Source organism: Pseudomonas sp. Leaf434, assembly GCF_001425545.1.
Taxonomy (GTDB): Bacteria; Pseudomonadota; Gammaproteobacteria; order Pseudomonadales; family Pseudomonadaceae; genus Aquipseudomonas; species Aquipseudomonas siliginis.
The window spans coordinates 742300-760271 of the sequence record NZ_LMQZ01000001.1 but is presented as its reverse complement, the minus strand read 5'-3'; the positions used below and the strand labels follow the sequence as shown (position 1 = coordinate 760271).

General features: G+C 60.7%; 14 protein-coding genes. 6 read left to right on the top strand and 8 right to left on the bottom strand.

All coding sequences use genetic code 11. The annotated features are described in order from the left end of the window. The first annotated feature begins 68 nt into the window (after positions 1–68). Positions 69–1367, top strand: a complete 1299-nt coding sequence (locus ASG55_RS03420; protein ID WP_056783642.1) for a mechanosensitive ion channel family protein — start codon at positions 69–71, stop codon at positions 1365–1367. Between the two features lie 90 nt (positions 1368–1457). Here the strand turns inward: ASG55_RS03420 and ASG55_RS03415 are convergent, their stop codons facing one another. From ASG55_RS03415 to ASG55_RS03405, 3 genes are all read right to left on the bottom strand, one after another. Next, positions 1458–2315 (bottom strand): carboxylate/amino acid/amine transporter, encoded by an 858-nt coding sequence (locus ASG55_RS03415; RefSeq protein WP_056786754.1) that lies wholly within the window; start codon positions 2313–2315, stop codon positions 1458–1460. Positions 2316–2934: 619 nt separating this feature from the next. Beyond that, a complete protein-coding gene (locus ASG55_RS03410; RefSeq protein ID WP_041478822.1) occupies positions 2935–3534 on the bottom strand; it encodes an FMN-dependent NADH-azoreductase in 600 nt (199 codons plus the stop codon). 232 nt (positions 3535–3766) lie between these two features. After that, positions 3767–4081: a hypothetical protein gene (locus ASG55_RS03405; protein ID WP_016771198.1), complete on the bottom strand. Its 315-nt coding sequence runs from the start codon at positions 4079–4081 to the stop codon at positions 3767–3769. Between the two features lie 49 nt (positions 4082–4130). Between ASG55_RS03405 and ASG55_RS03400 the strand changes: the two genes are divergently transcribed. The 4 genes from ASG55_RS03400 to ASG55_RS03385 all read left to right on the top strand — a co-directional run bounded on the left by ASG55_RS03400 (position 4131) and on the right by ASG55_RS03385 (position 8360). Further along, entirely contained in the window at positions 4131–5054 is a 924-nt protein-coding gene (locus ASG55_RS03400) for a LysR family transcriptional regulator (RefSeq protein ID WP_016771199.1), read from the top strand. A gap of 14 nt (positions 5055–5068) precedes the next feature. Then, positions 5069–5872 (top strand): alpha/beta fold hydrolase, encoded by an 804-nt coding sequence (locus tag ASG55_RS03395; protein ID WP_056783638.1) that lies wholly within the window; start codon positions 5069–5071, stop codon positions 5870–5872. 3 nt (positions 5873–5875) lie between these two features. Beyond that, a complete protein-coding gene (locus ASG55_RS03390; RefSeq protein WP_056783636.1) occupies positions 5876–6439 on the top strand; it encodes a peptidylprolyl isomerase in 564 nt (187 codons plus the stop codon). A gap of 88 nt (positions 6440–6527) precedes the next feature. Next, positions 6528–8360, top strand: a complete 1833-nt coding sequence (locus ASG55_RS03385) for an ABC transporter ATP-binding protein (protein ID WP_056783633.1) — start codon at positions 6528–6530, stop codon at positions 8358–8360. A 117-nt stretch (positions 8361–8477) separates the two neighbouring features. On the opposite strand, the gene ASG55_RS03380 is transcribed toward ASG55_RS03385, so the two are convergent. Further along, on the bottom strand, positions 8478–9602 hold the full coding sequence (locus ASG55_RS03380) for a GNAT family N-acetyltransferase (protein WP_056783630.1): 1125 nt from the start codon (positions 9600–9602) through the stop codon (positions 8478–8480). A gap of 280 nt (positions 9603–9882) precedes the next feature. Between ASG55_RS03380 and ASG55_RS03375 the strand changes: the two genes are divergently transcribed. Then, positions 9883–11205, top strand: coding sequence for a putative porin (locus ASG55_RS03375; protein ID WP_056783627.1), 1323 nt, complete (start codon positions 9883–9885; stop codon positions 11203–11205). A gap of 285 nt (positions 11206–11490) precedes the next feature. Here the strand turns inward: ASG55_RS03375 and ASG55_RS03370 are convergent, their stop codons facing one another. The 4 genes from ASG55_RS03370 to hrpA all read right to left on the bottom strand — a co-directional run bounded on the left by ASG55_RS03370 (position 11491) and on the right by hrpA (position 17903). Further along, positions 11491–11730 (bottom strand): anti-sigma factor family protein, encoded by a 240-nt coding sequence (locus tag ASG55_RS03370; protein ID WP_056783624.1) that lies wholly within the window; start codon positions 11728–11730, stop codon positions 11491–11493. Beyond that, entirely contained in the window at positions 11724–12335 is a 612-nt protein-coding gene (locus ASG55_RS03365; protein ID WP_041478829.1) for an RNA polymerase sigma factor, read from the bottom strand. The genes ASG55_RS03370 and ASG55_RS03365 overlap by 7 nt, the downstream gene beginning before the upstream one ends. A 135-nt stretch (positions 12336–12470) precedes the next feature. Then, complete coding sequence (locus ASG55_RS03360) at positions 12471–13592, bottom strand: beta-ketoacyl-ACP synthase III (RefSeq protein ID WP_056783622.1); 1122 nt, start codon at positions 13590–13592, stop codon at positions 12471–12473. 399 nt (positions 13593–13991) lie between these two features. Further along, positions 13992–17903 (bottom strand): ATP-dependent RNA helicase HrpA, encoded by a 3912-nt coding sequence (hrpA, locus tag ASG55_RS03355; protein ID WP_056783620.1) that lies wholly within the window; start codon positions 17901–17903, stop codon positions 13992–13994. Positions 17904–17972: the final 69 nt, after the last annotated feature.

Below are 17972 nucleotides of genomic sequence, written 5' to 3'. Positions count from 1 at the left end.
CGCTGCAATACACAGCGTCTTAAATGCTCTAATCGGCCCTCGCGTCTTACAGAAGAAACGTTTCGCTCATGGATATCAAACAGCTCTGGCTCAAAGCCCAAGGCCTCTGGGGCACGCTCGAAGAGCACCCACTTCTGCAATCGGGACTGGCGCTGCTGGTGCTGCTGGTCATCGCGCTGGTGCTCGGGCGAGTGGCGCGTTACCTGATCCTGCACGCCAGTCGCATGCTCGGCCGCCAACCGGCGCTGCACTGGATCAACGACTTTCGCCACAACAAGGTGTTTCAACGACTGGCGCAGATGACGCCGTCGCTGGTGATCCAGTTCGGCCTGCACCTGGTGCCGGAGCTGAGCAAAACCGCGATGAATTTCCTCGGCAACGTCGCGCTGGCCTTCACCATTCTGTTCCTGCTGCTGGCGGTCAGCGCCCTGCTCAACGCCCTGCTCGACATCTACGCGCGCACCGAGCATGCGCGTACACGCTCGATCAAAGGCTACGTGCAACTGGCGAAAATGGTTTTGTACGTGTTCGGCGCGATCATCATCGTCGCCACCCTGATCGACCGCTCGCCGCTGTTGCTGTTGTCGGGCCTGGGTGCGATGTCGGCGGTGATTCTGTTGGTCTACAAGGACACGCTGCTGTCGTTCGTTGCCAGCGTGCAACTGACCAGCAACGACATGCTGCGGGTCGGCGACTGGATCGAGATGCCGCAAGTCGGCGCCGATGGCGACGTGGTCGACATCACGTTGCACACGGTCAAAGTGCAGAACTTCGACAAGACGATCGTCTCGATCCCAACCTGGCGCCTGATGTCCGAGTCATTCAAGAACTGGCGCGGCATGCAGCAGTCCGGCGGTCGGCGGATCAAGCGCAGCCTGTTCATCGATGCCAGCGGCGTGCGCTTCATCCGCGACGACGAGGAAGAAAAGCTTTCGCAGGTGCACCTGCTGACCGACTACATGGGCCGCAAGAAAGCCGAGCTCAAGGCCTGGAACGAAGCGCAGGGCAATGTCGCGGCGATGTCGGCCAACCGCCGCCGCATGACCAATATCGGCACCTTCCGCGCCTATGCGCTGGCGTATCTGAAGAGTCACCCGGAGATTCAGCCGAACATGACCTGCATGGTCCGGCAGATGCAAACCACCGCGCAGGGCATTCCGCTGGAAATCTACTGCTTCACCCGCACCACGGTGTGGGCCGATTACGAGCGGATTCAGGGGGATATTTTCGATTACCTGCTGGCGGTGCTGCCGGAGTTCGGGTTGAGCCTGTATCAACAGCCGAGTGGCGGGGATTTGCGCGCAGGCTTGCTGCCAGCGGTGTTGGGCTCGGCGAGTATTCCCGAGCCGGAAAAACACCTGATGTAACTTACTAATCACATGTAGGAGCTGCCGAAGGCTGCGATCTTCTGATGTTCAAGATCAAAAGATCGCAGCCTTCGGCAGCTCCTACACGGGTTACGCAGTGCGTTTAATGCCCAACCGACTGATCCACACCGCTGCCAGAATCACACCCCCGCCAAGGAACAACCGCCCCAGTTCCTCATGCTGATTCCAGATCAGCAGATTCAACAACAATCCCACCGGCACATGCAGGTTGTTCATCACCGCCAGGGTACCGCCGTTGACCATGCACGCGCCCTTGTTCCACCAGTACAGGCCCAGCGCCGTCGACACCAGTCCGAGAAACAGCAACACGCCCCATTGCAGCGGCGCTTCCGGTAGAAAGTGCGACTTGCCGAACAACAGGAACGCTGGCAGCACAACCGCCAATGCACCGAGGTAGAAATAACCGAAGCGGCGGTAATGCGGCAGATCACTCGGATGCTTCGCCACCAGATGCTTGTACAGGACCTGCCCGGCGGCATAAGTGAAGTTGGCCAGTTGCAGCAGCAGAAAGCCCATGAAAAAGTCGGGACTGATGCTGTCGAAGCGAATCACCGCCGCACCGCCGACTGCCACCAGCGCAGCAACCAATGCCCACGGATTAAAGCGACGGTTCAGCGCGTCTTCGATCAACGTCACGTGCAGCGGCGTGAGAATGGTGAACAGCAACACCTCCGGCACCGTCAGCACACGGAAGCTCAGGTAAAGGCAGACGTAAGTCACCCCGAACTGCAACGCGCCGATCAGCAACATGCCACGCATGAACGCCCCCTCCACCGAACGCCAGCGCGTCAATGGAATAAACACCAGCCCCGCCAGCACCACACGCACCAGCACCGCAAAGTAGCTGTCGACATGCCCTGCCAGGTACTCGCCGATCAGACTGAAGGAAAACGCCTGGATCAGCGTGACAAAAAGTAGATAGCCCATGCTCGCCTCGAAAATCGAATGGCGGCGACGATAGCGGTTTTTCGGATGGGCTCCAACAGCAAACGGCGCCGGAATCAAAAGCCCCTCACCCTGGCCCTCTCCCGGAGGGAGAGGGGACTGACCGAGGTGGTTGGGCAAGCTACGCCGACATGAAATACCGCATCGAATCCAAAGAAGCCAAAAACCGGCCCTCCACCGCTTAACACAATGAGCGCAAGCTCGAGTACCGCTCTTGATCTTGATCCACCCGCCCCGTCGGCAGGCTGAGCGGAGGGATCGATCCCGCAGCGAAGGAACCCCGAGCCCCAGCGAGCGGGCCGAACGTTGGGGCACAGACCTTTGGTTACTTTGGGGCGTTTGCCAAAGTGACCCGCTGTAAGAGCGGAACCGCCAGCCGCAACACCGCAGTAACGGATATTCACCCAAAACCCCAAGAGCCTGGTCGGCCCAAAGGCCGCCAAGAAAACCCAGACAAAAAAAAGCCCGATCTCGCTAAAGCGTTCAATCGGGCTACAGCACTCAGGAGCAAAAGTGCAAAGGGAGGTTCGATGCGCGTGGAACCTTGAAGGGGTTGCGCCAGGTCACTTAAACAATCGGCGATTATCTGGCGATTAACCGATCAAGCGACCTGAGACAATTTGGCGTTGGCCTGATTCAGGCCCTTCTCCTGGAAGTCACCGCCCAGGTTCATGCCCTCAGCATGGATAAAGGTCACGTCGTTGATCCCGATGAAACCCATCACCTGACGCAGGTACGGTTCCTGATGATCCGCAGGACCACCGGCATACACGCCACCGCGAGCGGTCAGGACAAAGGCGCGCTTGCCGCTGAGCAGACCTTGCGGGCCGGTTTCGGTGTACTTGAAGGTCACCCCGGCACGCAGCACATGGTCAAGCCAGGCCTTGAGCGTGCTCGGGATCGCAAAGTTGTACATCGGTGCAGCCATCACCAGCACGTCGGCGGCGAGCAGCTCATCAGTCAATTGGTTGGAGCGGTCCAGCGACGCCTGTTCGCTGTCGTTGCGCTGTTCGGCGGGCTTCATCCAGCCGCCCAGCAAGTTGGCGTCCAGATGCGGCACCGGGTTGGCGGCGAGGTCACGCACGGTGATCTGATCGGCAGGGTGCGCGGCTTTCCACTGAGCGATGAAGGTCTGGGTCAGTTGACGGGAAACCGAGTCTTGCTGGCGGGCACTGCTTTCGATGATCAGAACGCGGGACATGGTGTGTAGCCTCCATCCGAGAATGTTGTAAGTCGATGGAGTGAAGGTTAAACAGAGTCGAATCGATGAAAAAGCGAAAATATCCGCTGTAATCCATCGATAAATTCGTTTATAAGCTAGACCCATATCCCCTGTGGGAGCGAGCCTGCTCGCGAAAGCGGAATGTCAGTCACATCATCTCTGGATGACACTCCGTCTTCGCGAGCAGGCTCGCTCCCACAGGGAAATAGCGTTATTTCGGGGTGCAGGTCAGTTTGATGCGCAGCTTGATGATCTCGCGGGTGAACTTGGCCGTGGCGTTTTTATGCTTGCCCGCCGGGACATCGATGCTGCGCGTGCGCGGTGCTTCCGGGCCGTTGCTGAACACCGCACGGCAGGTCGCGTCGACATCACCGTAGTTGGCCACGCGGATCGAGCCGATGTCGTTGTCCGTGTCGTAAGTCTCGTAGTCGATCTTCATGCCGTTGAGATCCTTTTGCACATCGATCGGATAGGCAAACGCGGTCAACGGCAGCAGCGCCAGCACCACACAACAGAATTTTTTCATTCGGCAGTCTCCATGAGGGACGGCCAGCTTAGGACAAGAGGAGCTATTGATGAAAGCGCCCCGCGTGACCCTTGATCAATGGCGAACGTTGCAGGCCGTGGTCGACCACGGCGGATTCGCCCAGGCCGCCGAGGCCCTGCACCGTTCGCAATCGTCGGTGAGCTACACCGTCGCCCGCATGCAGGATCAGCTCGGCGTGCCGTTGCTGCGCATCGACGGGCGCAAAGCTGTGCTCACCGAGGCCGGCGGCGTGTTGTTGCGCCGTTCGCGGCAATTGGTCAAACAGGCCAGCCAACTCGAAGACCTCGCCCATCACATGGAGCAAGGCTGGGAAGCGGAAGTGCGGCTGGTGGTGGATGCGGCCTACCCGAGCGCGCGGATCGTCCGCGCGCTGACCGCGTTCATGCCGCAGAGTCGCGGCTGCCGCGTGCGTTTGCGCGAGGAAGTGTTGTCGGGGGTCGAGGAAGTGCTGCTCGAAGGCGTGGCGGACCTGGCGATCACCGGCCTGAGCATTCCGGGCTACCTGGGTGCGGAGTTGAGCGATGTCGAGTTCGTCGCCGTCGCCCATCCTGATCACCCGCTGCATCGGCTCAATCGCGAGCTGAGCTTTCAGGATCTGGAAACCCAGATGCAAGTGGTGATCCGCGACTCCGGCCGCCAGCAGCCGCGCGATGTCGGCTGGCTCGGCGCCGAGCAGCGCTGGACCGTCGGCAGCCTTGCCACCGCCGCGACCTTTGTCAGCAGCGGCCTGGGTTTTGCCTGGCTACCGCGACACATGATCGACCGCGAATTGAAGGATGGTTCGCTCAAGCTGCTACCGTTGGATCGAGGCGGCAGCCGCAATTCGAGCTTTTATCTGTATTCGAACAAGGACAAACCCCTGGGCCCGGCCACGCAGATCCTCATCGAACTGCTGCGCACCTTCGACACCTTGCCGCTGGACGCACCGTTTGCCGCACCTGAACAAGCCTGACACGGAGTTCACCGATGGCGTATTTCGAGCACGAAGGTTGCAACCTGCACTACGAGGAATATGGCCAAGGTGCGCCGTTGCTGCTGGTTCACGGGCTCGGCTCGAGCACCCTGGACTGGGAAATGCAGATCCCGGCGCTGGCCGCGCACTACCGGGTGATCGTCCCGGACATTCGCGGCCACGGGCGCTCGGACAAACCCCGCGAGCGCTACAGCATTGCCGGGTTCAGCGCCGACCTGCTGGCCTTGATCGAGCACCTGCGCCTCGGCCCGGTGCACTACGTCGGGCTGTCGATGGGCGGGATAATCGGTTTTCAGCTGGCCGTCGATCAGCCGCAGGTGCTCAAGAGCCTGACCATCGTCAACAGCGCGCCACAAGTCAAATTGCGCACCCGCGACGACTACTGGCAGTGGTTCAAACGCTGGAGCCTGATGCGCCTGCTCAGCCTGGAAACCATCGGCAAAGCCCTCGGCAGCAAACTTTTCCCCAAGCCGGAACAGGCCGATCTGCGACGGAAAATGGCCGAACGCTGGGCAAAAAACGACAAACGTGCTTATCTCGCCAGCTTCGATGCGATCGTGGGCTGGGGCGTTCAGGAACGACTTTCCCGGGTGTCCTGTCCAACGCTCGTCATCAGCGCCGACCGTGATTACACACCGGTGGCGTTAAAAGAAACCTATGTAAAACTGCTGCCGGATGCGCGGCTGGTGGTCATTGACGACTCGCGCCATGCCACCCCGCTCGATCAACCCGAACGCTTCAATCAAACGCTGCTGGATTTTCTCGCCACAGCCGACCTTCACTCTCAGGATCACTGACCCATGCTGAAAAAACTCGCCCTCGCCGCCGGCTCCGTACTGTTTGCCGCCAACCTGATGGCTGCTACCCCGGCCAAGGCGCCCCACGTGCTGCTGGACACCACCAACGGCCAGATCGAAATCGAACTGGACCCGCTCAAGGCACCGATCAGCACGAAGAACTTCCTTGAATACGTCGACAGCGGCTTCTACAACAACACCATTTTCCACCGCGTGATCCCGGGTTTCATGGCTCAGGGCGGCGGTTTCACCCAGCAGATGCAACAGAAAGACACCAAGGCGCCGATCAAGAACGAGGCCAGCAATGGCCTGCACAACGTTCGTGGCACCCTGTCGATGGCGCGTACTTCCAACCCTGATTCGGCGACCAGCCAGTTCTTTATCAACGTTGCCGACAACGCATTCCTCGATCCGGGCCGTGACGCCGGTTACGCGGTGTTCGCCAAAGTGGTCAAGGGCATGGACGTCGTAGACGTCATCGTCAACTCGCAGACCACCACCAAACAAGGCATGCAAAACGTGCCTGTCGACCCTGTGATCATCAAGTCGGCCAAGCGCATCGACTGAGTTTCGCCGGGCATATCGAGCGGCGCCGGGCTGAGCCTGCGCCGCTCGCACTGATAAAAGGAGAGCCCGGATTCCGGGCGGTTATCTGATGCTCTATCGCCGTTTCGAACAACTTATCGATATCTTCCGCGACGCCCCGACGGCGTCCCCGCCGGACCGCGTCTGGCCCTTCTACGTCTATTACCTGAAGCAGGTCTGGCCGAGTTTCGCTGCCCTGCTTGTTATCGGCCTGTTTGCCTCATTGATTGAGGTTGCGCTGTTCAGTTACCTGAGCCGCATCATCGATCTGGCGCAAGGCACGCCCAACCCGAATTTCTTCAGCGACCACGCCCTCGAATTGACCTGGATGCTGGTGGTCGCTCTGGTGCTGCGACCGATCTTCTTTGCTCTGCACGACCTGCTGGTGCATCAGACCCTGAGCCCCGGCATGACCAGCATGATCCGCTGGCAGAACCACAGCTACGTGCTCAAGCAGAGCCTGAATTTCTTCCAGAACGACTTCGCCGGGCGCATCGCCCAGCGCATCATGCAGACCGGCAACTCGCTGCGCGATTCCGCCGTGCAAGCGGTGGACGCGCTGTGGCACGTGGTGATCTATGCGATCAGCTCGCTGGTGCTGTTCGCCGAGGCCGACTGGCGCCTGATGATCCCTTTGCTGACCTGGATCGTCGCCTACATCGGCGCGCTGTATTACTTCGTGCCGCGCGTGAAAGAGCGTTCGGTGGAAGCCTCTGACGCGCGCTCGAAATTGATGGGCCGTATCGTCGACGGCTACACCAACATCGCCACGCTGAAACTGTTCGCTCACACCAACTTCGAACAGCACTACGCCAAGGAAGCGATCGAGGAACAGACCGTCAAAGCGCAGATGGCCGGTCGCGTGGTGACCAGCATGGACGTGGCGATTACCACCATGAACGGCCTGCTGATCGTCGGCACCACCGCGCTGGCATTGTGGCTGTGGACGCAGTCGCTGATCACCGTCGGCGCGATTGCCCTGGCCACCGGCCTGGTGATTCGCATCGTCAACATGTCCGGCTGGATCATGTGGGTGGTCACCGGCATTTTCGAAAACATCGGCATGGTCCAGGACGGTCTGCGCACCATTTCGCAACCGGTCAGCGTCACCGACCGCGAGCAGGCCAAACCGCTGGCCGTGGCCTCGGGCGAAGTGCGTTTCGAGCACGTGGATTTTCACTACGGCAAGAAGAAAGGCATCATCGGCGACCTCAATCTGACGATAAAACCGGGGGAGAAAATCGGCTTGATCGGCCCGTCCGGCGCCGGCAAATCAACCTTGGTCAACCTGTTGCTGCGCCTGTACGACGTCGAGGGCGGGCGCATCCTGATCGATGGGCAGAACATTGCCGAAGTCGGCCAGGAAAGCCTGCGTGCGCGGATCGGCATGATCACTCAGGACACCTCGCTGTTGCACCGCTCGATCCGCGACAACTTGCTTTACGGCAAACCCGACGCCACCGACGCCGAACTGTGGGAGGCGGTGCACAAGGCTCGCGCCGATGAGTTCATTCCACTGCTGTCCGACGCTGAAGGCCGCACCGGTTTCGACGCGCATGTCGGCGAGCGCGGGGTGAAACTGTCGGGTGGTCAGCGCCAGCGCATCGCGATCGCGCGGGTGCTGCTCAAGGACGCGCCGATCCTGATCATGGACGAAGCCACCTCTGCACTGGATTCGGAAGTCGAAGCGGCGATCCAGGAAAGCCTCGAGACCTTGATGCAGGGCAAAACCGTGATCGCCATCGCCCACCGTCTCTCGACCATCGCGCGCATGGATCGCCTCGTGGTGCTGGAAAACGGCAAGATCGCCGAGAGCGGCACCCACGCCGAACTGCTCGCCCATCGCGGCTTGTATGCGCGCTTGTGGGCACACCAGACCGGAGGCTTTGTCGGCATCGATTGATCGCGCGATATGATCGTTCCCACGCTCCGCGTGGGAACGCCTCAAGGGACGCTCCGCGTCCAGTGATGCGGAGCGTCACGGCCTGCATTCCCACGCAGAGCGTGGGAACGATCATGGTCAGGTTTGGCGATAGGGCAACGCCGTTCTCGCCTCTTCGGCATACGCCAGAACCCCGGCGCGCTCCTGTTGAAGAAAATCCTTCACCGCCGCTTTCAGCCCCGGATGGCGCAGGTAGTGCCAGGAATGGGTGATCACCGGTTCGAAGCCGCGAATCAACTTGTGCTCGCCCTGCGCCCCGGCATCGAAACGCTGGATGCCATGGGCAATCGCGTAATCCATGCCCTGATAAAAACACGTCTCGAAATGCAGCCGATCAAACTCGGCCAGGCAGCCCCAATAACGCCCGTAGAAACTGTCGCCACCGACCAGGCTGAACGCCATCGCCACCGGCCGGGAGCCCTGTTTGGCCAAGACCACGCGAATCGCTTCGGGCATACGTTCGGCCAGCAGGCTGAAGAACTCGCGCGTCAGGTACGGCGCCTGACGCCGCACCGCATAAGTGTTGGCATAGCAGGCGTACACGAAATCCCACTGCGCCTCGCCCAGCTCTCGCCCCTCCAGCCACTCGAACTCGAAGCCCTGCCCCGCCACCTGCTCGCGTTCCTTGCGCATCTGCTTGCGCTTGCGCGAACTGAGGGCGTCGAGAAAATCCTGAAAGTCGCGGTAACCACGGTTCTGCCAGTGATATTGACAGCCGATGCGCTGCAGCCAGCCCGGCTGCTCGGCCATCGCCGCATCGGTAAACGGATCAGTGAAATTGATGTGCGCGCTGGACAGTTCTTCGATCTGCAGATAGCCCGGCAGGCTTTTCAGCAGTTCGAAACCGTCCTCGACCTTCGCCGCCAGCAAGCGCGGACCGCTGACCGGGCTGAAGGGCACAGCAGTCAGGAGTTTGGGGTAATAATCGATGCCGGCACGCGCGCAGGCATCGGCCCAGCCGTGATCGAAGACGTACTCGCCGTAGGAATGCCACTTGCGATAACTGGGCAGTGCGGCGATCAGTCGATCATCTTCGATGTGCAGTAAATGTTCGGGCTGCCAGCCCGAATGCGGGCCGACACTGCCGCTGTCTTCCAGCGCACTGAGAAAGGCGTGGCGCAGGAACGGCTGGTTGTCCGGCACCAGCGCATCCCAGCTTGCCGGGGCGATTTCTGACAGGTCTTGCAGGCGTTGCAACGGCATTCACTGGCACTCCACAGCTTGGCGACAAAGCCCGGCGAGTATCGCTGATCGCGACCCGGTTGCACACGCTCAATCGGCCGACAGCGCTCTAACTCGATAGTTCACGCCTGATACGCATCGTCATCAACCTGCCATCACTGTGCCACCGCTCTGTCATAAACCATCGCGATACTGGCGCCTGTTTTTAGAGCGCCGGGTTCTAACCCGGACACAGTTTTCCGGCCTTCAGCCGGTTGTGCCCAGGATGGTTCAGCCATCCCCTTCATCTTCGGAGATTGCTATGCGTCTTGCTTCCACGAAAACTGCAGCGGCCCTGTGCGGCGGCTTGTTGCTGGCCATGAGCGTTCCGGCCAGTGCTGCAGTCGACGCCAAACTGCTCGACATGCTCAAGGCCAACGGGTCGATTTCCCAGGCGCAGTACATCGAGCTGCAAACGGAACTGGCCAAGGATCAGAAGGCTCAGCAAATCGCCCAACAGGCGCAGCAGGAAACCAACGAACAAGTGGCGGCGGTCGCGAAGAAGACCAACGAACAGAGCCTGTTCGACCAGAAACTGGCCTGGGCGGCCAAGACCCAGTTCAAGGGCGACGTACGTATCCGCCAGGAAACCATCAAGATCGACGGCGAGCCGAACAACGGCGGCCGCGACAAGGATCGCCAGCGCATCCGTGCGCGTCTGGGCGCCTACACCGAGATCAACCCGCAAGTCGACACCGGTATCCGCATCGCCACTGGCGGCGGTGACGACGCGCGTTCGACCAACCAGGATGAGGACAACTACTTCGACAAGAAGCAGATCTGGCTCGACCTCGGCTACATCGACTATCACCCTGATCAGATCAAGAACCTGCACGTGATCGGCGGCAAGATGCTGCAACCGTGGGTGAGCATGGGCGACGTGATCTGGGACAGCGATATCAACCCGGAAGGTCTGGCCGTTACCTACAAGTATCCATTGGGCGGCAGCGCCGAACTGTTCGGCAGCCTGGGTAACTACAACCTCAAGGACAACGTTGACGGCGACGGCGTGCAATTCCGCCACGACCTGCGCCTGACCGCTGGCCAGTTGGGCAGCCGCTTCAACATCACCGACAACCTGAAAATGACCGTCGGCGGCAGCGTCTACGCCTACCAGAACGACGAAGACAGCCGCTGCACCGGCACCTCGACGCCGTGCGCCCTGGCAGTCAACGGCAACTCGGCGAACAACGAATTCCGTCTGTATGAAGGGTTCAGCCAGATCGACATCGGCGGCCTGCCAATGCCGCTGTCGTTCTACGGCCAGTACGTGAAGAACAACGATGCCGTGACCGATCAGGACACCGCATGGTTGCTCGGCGCGAAGTCGAAAGTCTTCGGCTTCAACCTCGACTACAACTATCGCGACGTGCAGCGCAACGCCGTGGTCGGCGCGTTCACCGACTCCGACTTTGCCAACGGCACCACCGGTTCGCGCGGGCACAAGTTCAAGGTCGGTTACGACATCGACAAGAACTTCGCCGTCGGCGCCACGTACTTCCTGACCAAGGCCGACTTCGCCAGCCGCAGCCAGCGCGATGCAGATGCCAACACCCTGCAGCTGGATGCTGAAGCGAAGTTCTAAAACGGCAGCTACAAGCTACAAGCTACAAGCTACAAGCCAAGAGCTGCGAGTGAATGCCTTTACTTGCAGCTTGAGGCTTGAGGCTTGAGGCTTGAGGCTTGAGGCTTGAAGCTGCCTCACTCCGGTGCGGGCGGGACGATCCCCATCATCCGTTCGTTTCACCCGCACCGGGTTATTTCTGCAGGATGCAAAAACCCCTGTAGGAGCTGCCGAAGGCTGCGATCTTTTGATCTTGATCCTGAAAACAAGATCAAAAGATCGCAGCCTCGTTGCACTCGACAGCTCCTACAGGGGGTTGTCTTTTCGTCGTTGCTCGGCCAGGCGTTCGGCCAAGGCATCGACGTTCTCGTCCGGTTTGTCCGGCAGCGCCTTCAGGGTTGCCTGCATCACGCGCATCTGCCGCATGAAGCGCCGGCAGTTCGGGCAGAACAACAGGTGATGACGCACCATCAGCGTCTCGCGAAAGCTCAGTTGGCCGTCGAGATAATCGCTGGATCGTGCCACTTGCTCCTTGCAGGTCAACATTCTCCTGTCTCCTCAAAATGTTCCACGGTCGCAAAGACCTTCAAGCGTGCCCGGTGCAGCAGCACGCGGACATTGGAGAGCGAGATCTCCAGAAGATTACAGATCTCTTCCAGCTCCAGGCCCTGGCGTTCGCGCAACAGCAGGACACTGCTCTGCAACTCGGACAGACTCAGCAACGTATGTTCGAGGCATTCGCGCAGTTCGTTTTCCGTGAGTAGCGCTTCGGGGGTGTCCTGGTGCCAGGCGAACGGCGCGACCAGCCAGTGGCCATCGCTGGAAGAGAAGCGATCGTCACCGATGGTGCCGTGGGGCGATGGCAGGTCGTCGAGCAGGACCTCCCGGCGATTGAGCTTGTAGCGACTCTTGGCCGAATTGGCGGTGATGGTCAGCAACCAGGTCTTGAGGCTGGAGCGGCCTTCGAAGCTGGCCAGATGACGCACCACCGACAGCCAGGCATCCTGCACCACTTCCTCGACATGACGCTGGCCGACAATCGCGTAAGCCACAGCGCGCATGGCGCTCTGATACGTGGTGACCAGTTCCTTGAAAGCCTTTTGCTCCCCCGCCAGCAGGCGCGTGAGCAGTTGGGTGTCGTCAGCCGCCATCCATCAATCCCCTTGTCCGGACTTCGAAAATGAACGCGGCAGGTGTGCACCTGCCGCGACGTCCGAAAAATTACAGCGTTTCAATCGCTTCGGATGTAGGAAAGATCGACGCGATTAAGGGGAAATTAACCTGTTTCAGCGCTTGCGCAGCAACACGCTACCGATCGAATAACCGGCACCGAAGGAGCTGAGCACCGCCAGCGAACCCGAGGCCAGATCATCCTGATATTTATGGAAAGCAATGACAGAACCGGCCGAGCTGGTGTTGGCGTAGCTGTCGAGAATCACCGGAGCTTCTTCTTCGGTAGCTTCGCGGCCGAGCAGCTTGCGCACGATCAAGTGGTTCATACTCAGGTTGGCCTGGTGCAGCCAGAAACGCTTCACGTCGCCAACGTTGAGCTGGTTCTCTTCCAGGTGCTCGCCAATCAGCTCGGCGACCATCGGGCAGACATCCTTGAACACCTTGCGGCCTTCCTGCACGAACAGCTTGTCGCGGGCACCGATGCCCTCTTCTGCCGCGCGGTTGAGGAAGCCGAAGTTGTTGCGGATGTTGTTGGAGAACTTGGTCAGCAATTTGGTGCTGACCACGTCGAACTGGTACGCGGAGGTCGCCAGATCCGCGCGTTCGATGATCACCGCAGTCGCGGCATCGCCGAAGATGAAATGGCTGTCGCGATCACGGAAGTTCAGGTGCCCGGTGCAGACCTCCGGGTTGACCATCAGGATCGCCCGCGCCTGGCCCAGTTGCACGCTGTTGGCGGCGGCCTGGATGCCGAAGGTGGCGGAAGAACACGCCACGTTCATGTCGAAACCAAAACCTTCGATGCCCAGCGCTTCCTGGACTTCGATGGCGATGGCCGGGTAAGCGCGTTGCAGGTTCGAACAAGCAACGATAACGCCGTCGATGTCAGCGGCAGTCTTGCCAGCACGTTGCAGGGCTTGTTCAGCCGCGCCGACGGCCATCTGGCAGAGCACCGACCATTCGTCGTTGGAGCGCTCGGGCAAGCGCGGGGCCATGCGTTGCGGATCGAGGATGCCGTCCTTGTCCATGACAAAACGGCTCTTGATACCCGAGGCTTTTTCGATGAACGCGGCGCTGGATTCGGTCAGGGCCTGGACTTCACCGCTGGCAATGGCCTCGGCGTTATCGGCGTTGAACTGGGCGACGTAGGTATTGAAAGACTGCACCAGCTCTTCGTTGGAGATGCTGTTGGCCGGTGTGTAAAGGCCGGTGCCGCTGATGACGACATTATGCATGGTCGTTTCTCTAATCTGTTCAGGCAGAAAGTGCTGGAACCGTCGTACCAACACGCAAAGGGTCTATTCCCATCCGGGGGACGCAAACCTGGCATCGTTTTATTCCGCAGCGCGACACGGCCGAAGGCTCTGGGTCGCGAAACGGCGGGTTATGGTGGCGAAGTTTGCCATAAACCCGAGGTTTTGGCGCCGTTCTCAAGCACAACTGCCATTCACTCCATGAACTCAACTCTGTGGCGAGGGGATTTATCCCCGTTCGACTGCGAAGCAGTCGCCAACCCACCACGCTCGGTATCTGATGAACCGAGGCGTAGGTCTTGGGGCGGCTTCGCCACCCAACGGGGATAAATCCCCTCGCCACAAAGCCCGCTCCACAGGGGGATTGTGTATGGCTGCAGGTCAGGGCTCGACCTGGCTCCACTGTTTGCTCAGGCGCTTGTCGGAGATCGGCACTTTCGTCCCCAACTGTTGCGCGAACAACGACACGCGGTATTCCTCCAGCCACCAGCGGTACAACTCCAGCTGCGGATCACGCTTGCCTTCCTGCGCATGCTTGGCCGCGCGGGTCTGGTATTGCGCCCACAGGCCAGCGAGTTCGCCACTCCAGACGCGATCCTTCTGCACCTGTGCGCCGAGTTTCTCGAAACGCTGCTCGACCGCTTTCAGGTAACGCGGCAACTCTTTGAGCCACTGCATCGGCGTCTCGCGGACGAAGCCTGGATAAACCAGATTGCCGATCTGCTGCTTGATGTCGTTCAACGCCACCGCTTGCGCCAGATCGATCTTGCCCTTGAAGCGTTTTTGCAGACCGTGCCAGATCTTGAGGATTTCCAGCGTCAGCCGCGCAACCCGCTCGGCGTGCTCGGTCCAGTTGCCGCGTTTGCGTTCGGCCAGTGCCGCCAATCCGGCGCCATCACGGGGCAACGGGTCTTCACCTTCGAGGATGCAGCTGTCGAGGCTGGCCAGCAGAATGTCTTCGACCAGCGCATCGACGCGGCCCAGTTCGCGATACAGCAAGCCCAGTTCAGTCTGCCCCGGCAACTTGCCCCGGAGGAATTTCGCCGGCTCGGCCAGTTGCTGCATCAACAAACGCTGCAAGGCCCGACGATGCTGGAACTCGGCTTCGGCCGGGGTCGAGAAGCGCCCTTCCTTGACCGCGCCGCCCTCTTCCACCAGCGCCGGGTACACCGTCATCGACAGCCCGGCGATCTTCTGCTGGGTCTTTTCTGCTACCGGCGCAAAGACTTTCGCCTCCACCGGCTGCTGACTTTTCGCGCTCTGCGGCACCGCCAGCGCGGCCTGGCTGGCTTCGGCGAAGCGTGCGGTCAGCTCAGCCAGATCGCGGCCTTCGCCAAGGAACTTGCCCTCGCCGTCGACAATTTCCAGGTTCATGCGCAGGTGGCTTTCAACCTGCTGCGCCGCTTCCGCCCACGCTTCATCGCTGACCCGCGCGCCGGTCATGCGCAGCAGCTCGCGACCGAGCGCTTGCGGCAGCGAACCTCCGGCGAAAGTCATGCGCTGCAACGCGGCCTTGATGAAGTCCGGCACTGGCACGAAGTTCTTGCGCAGGGCTTTCGGCAGGTTGCGCACCAGAGCAATGCACTTGGCCTCAATCAGCCCCGGCACCAGCCATTCCAGACGCTCCGGCGGCAACATCGGCAGCAACGGCGCCGGCACGCGCAAGGTCACGCCGTCGCGCGGGTGATTGGGTTCGAAATGGTAGGTCAGCGCCAGTTCCAGATCGCCGATGTGCAGGGTGTCCGGGTAATCACGGGCGGTGACTTCACTGGCCTCGCGGGCCAGCACGTCTTCTTCGCGCATGATCAGCAGCTGCGGGTCTTTCTGGCTGTTGACCTTGTACCAACTGTCGAAGGTCGCGGTCTGGTGGATCTCCGCCGGCAGACGCGCATCGTAGAAGGCATACAAGGTTTCTTCGTCGGCGAGAATGTCGCGACGGCGAGCCTTGGCTTCCAGTTCGTCGAGCTGCTCGAGCAGTTTCTGATTGGCGCTCAGGCATTTGGCCCGCGACTGAATCTCGCCGCGCACCAGGCCTTCGCGGATAAACAGCTCACGCGACACCACCGGATCGACCGGGCCGTAATGCACCGGACGACGACCGACCACGATCAAGCCGAACAGGGTGATCTGCTCGTAGGCGACGACCTGGCCGCGCTTCTTTTCCCAATGCGGCTCGAAGTGATTCTTCTTGATCAGGTGCCCGGCCAGCGGCTCGATCCAGTCGGCATCGATCTTGGCGACCATGCGCGCGTAGAGTTTGGTGGTTTCGACCAGCTCAGCAGTCATCAGCCACTGCGGACGCTTCTTGCCGATGCCCGACGACGGATGAATCCAGAAGCGCCGTTGCCGCGCGCCGAGGTAATCGCCGTCTTCGGTTTTCTGGCCGATCTGGCTGAGCAAGCCGACCAGCACCGCTTTGTGCAGCTTCGGATAATCCGCCGGCTCTTTGTTCAGGCTCAGCTGCATGTCGCGGCAGATCAGGCTCAACTGACGGTGAGAATCACGCCACTCGCGCAAGCGCAGGTAATTGAGGAAATTCTTCCGGCACCAGTTGCGCAGCGGATTGGCGGTCAGCGCCTGACGTTGCTCTTCGAAACCACGCCACAGATTGACCAGCCCGGCGAAGTCCGAATCCGGGTCCTTCCATTGTGCATGGGCCTGATCCGCCGCTTGCTGACGCTCCGGTGGACGCTCGCGCGGGTCCTGAATCGACATGGCGCTGGCGACGATCAGCACTTCCTGCAGACTGCCAAGCCTGGCCGCTTCCAGGAGCATGCGGCCCATGCGCGGGTCGACCGGCAAGCGCGCCAATTGTCGACCGAGTGGCGTCAGCTGGCTGTTGCGATCCACTGCCGAAAGCTCTTGCAGCAGGTTGAAACCGTCGCTGATCGCCTTGCCGTCCGGCGGTTCGATAAACGGGAACGCGGTGATTTCGCCGAGGCGCAGATGGAGCATCTGCAAAATAACGGCGGCGAGGTTGGTGCGCAGAATTTCCGGATCGGTAAATTCCGGGCGGCCGAGGAAATCCTCTTCGCTGTACAAACGCACGCAGATACCCGGCTCGACCCGCCCGCAACGACCTTTACGCTGATTGGCGCTGGCCTGGGAAATCGCTTCGATCGGCAAGCGCTGCACCTTGGCCCGATAGCTGTAGCGACTGATGCGCGCGGTGCCGCTGTCGATCACATAGCGAATGCCCGGTACGGTCAACGAGGTTTCGGCGACGTTGGTCGCCAGCACCACACGACGGCCCGGGTGCGACTGGAAGATGCGCTGCTGTTCAGCCGGCGACAGGCGCGCGTACAGCGGCAGGATTTCAGTGTGCTTGAGCTGGGCCTTGCGCAGCATGTCGGCAGCATCGCGAATCTCGCGCTCGCCGGGCAGGAACACCAGCACATCGCCGGGGCTGCGCCGTTCGCTGCGCTCGTAGGCGGCGATTTCGTCGAGGGTGGCGAGAATCGCCTGATCGACGGTCAGGTCATCCTCGACCCGGTTGCCCTCCTCGTCCTGCTCAAGCGTCAGCGGCCGGTACCAGGTTTCCACCGGGAAAGTACGCCCCGACACTTCGACGATCGGCGCGTCATCGAAGTGCTTGGAGAAGCGCTCCAGATCGATGGTCGCCGACGTGATGATGACCTTCAGGTCGGGACGGCGTGGCAGCAGGGTTTTCAGGTAACCGAGGAGGAAATCGATGTTGAGGCTGCGTTCGTGGGCTTCGTCGACGATGATCGTGTCGTAGCGTTCCAGATAACGGTCGTTCTGGGTTTCCGCCAGCAGAATACCGTCGGTCATTAGCTTGATCAGGGTGTTGGCATCGCTCTGATCCTCGAAGCGCACCTGATAGCCGACCAGCGCTCCAAGCGGCGTGCCGAGTTCTTCGGCGACGCGACTGGCGACACTGCGCGCGGCGATCCGACGCGGCTGGGTATGGCCGATCAGACCGTGCTGGCCACGACCGATTTCAAGGCAGATTTTCGGCAACTGGGTGGTTTTGCCCGAACCGGTTTCGCCGGCGATGATCAGCACCTGATGTTGCTCCAGGGCCTTTTTGATTTCGTCGCGCTTGGCCGCGATCGGCAAACTGTCGTCGTAACGAATCACTGGCAGGCTCGCGCGACGCGCCAGTACCTGTTCACAGGACGCCTGCATGCGCGTCACCCACTGGGCCAGTTTGGCCTCGTCGGGTTTCTTGCGCAGCTCAAGCAACTGCCGCCGCAGCCGGTGACGGTCGGCGAGCATGGCGTGATCGAGGTTTTTCAGCAGTTTGTCGATGGAGGGCGATTCGTCGGTCATCGGGTAGGCAATTCGGTCGTCTATTTATGCAGGGGCGGATTGTCGCAGATTTGGGGGGGTTGTGGCGTG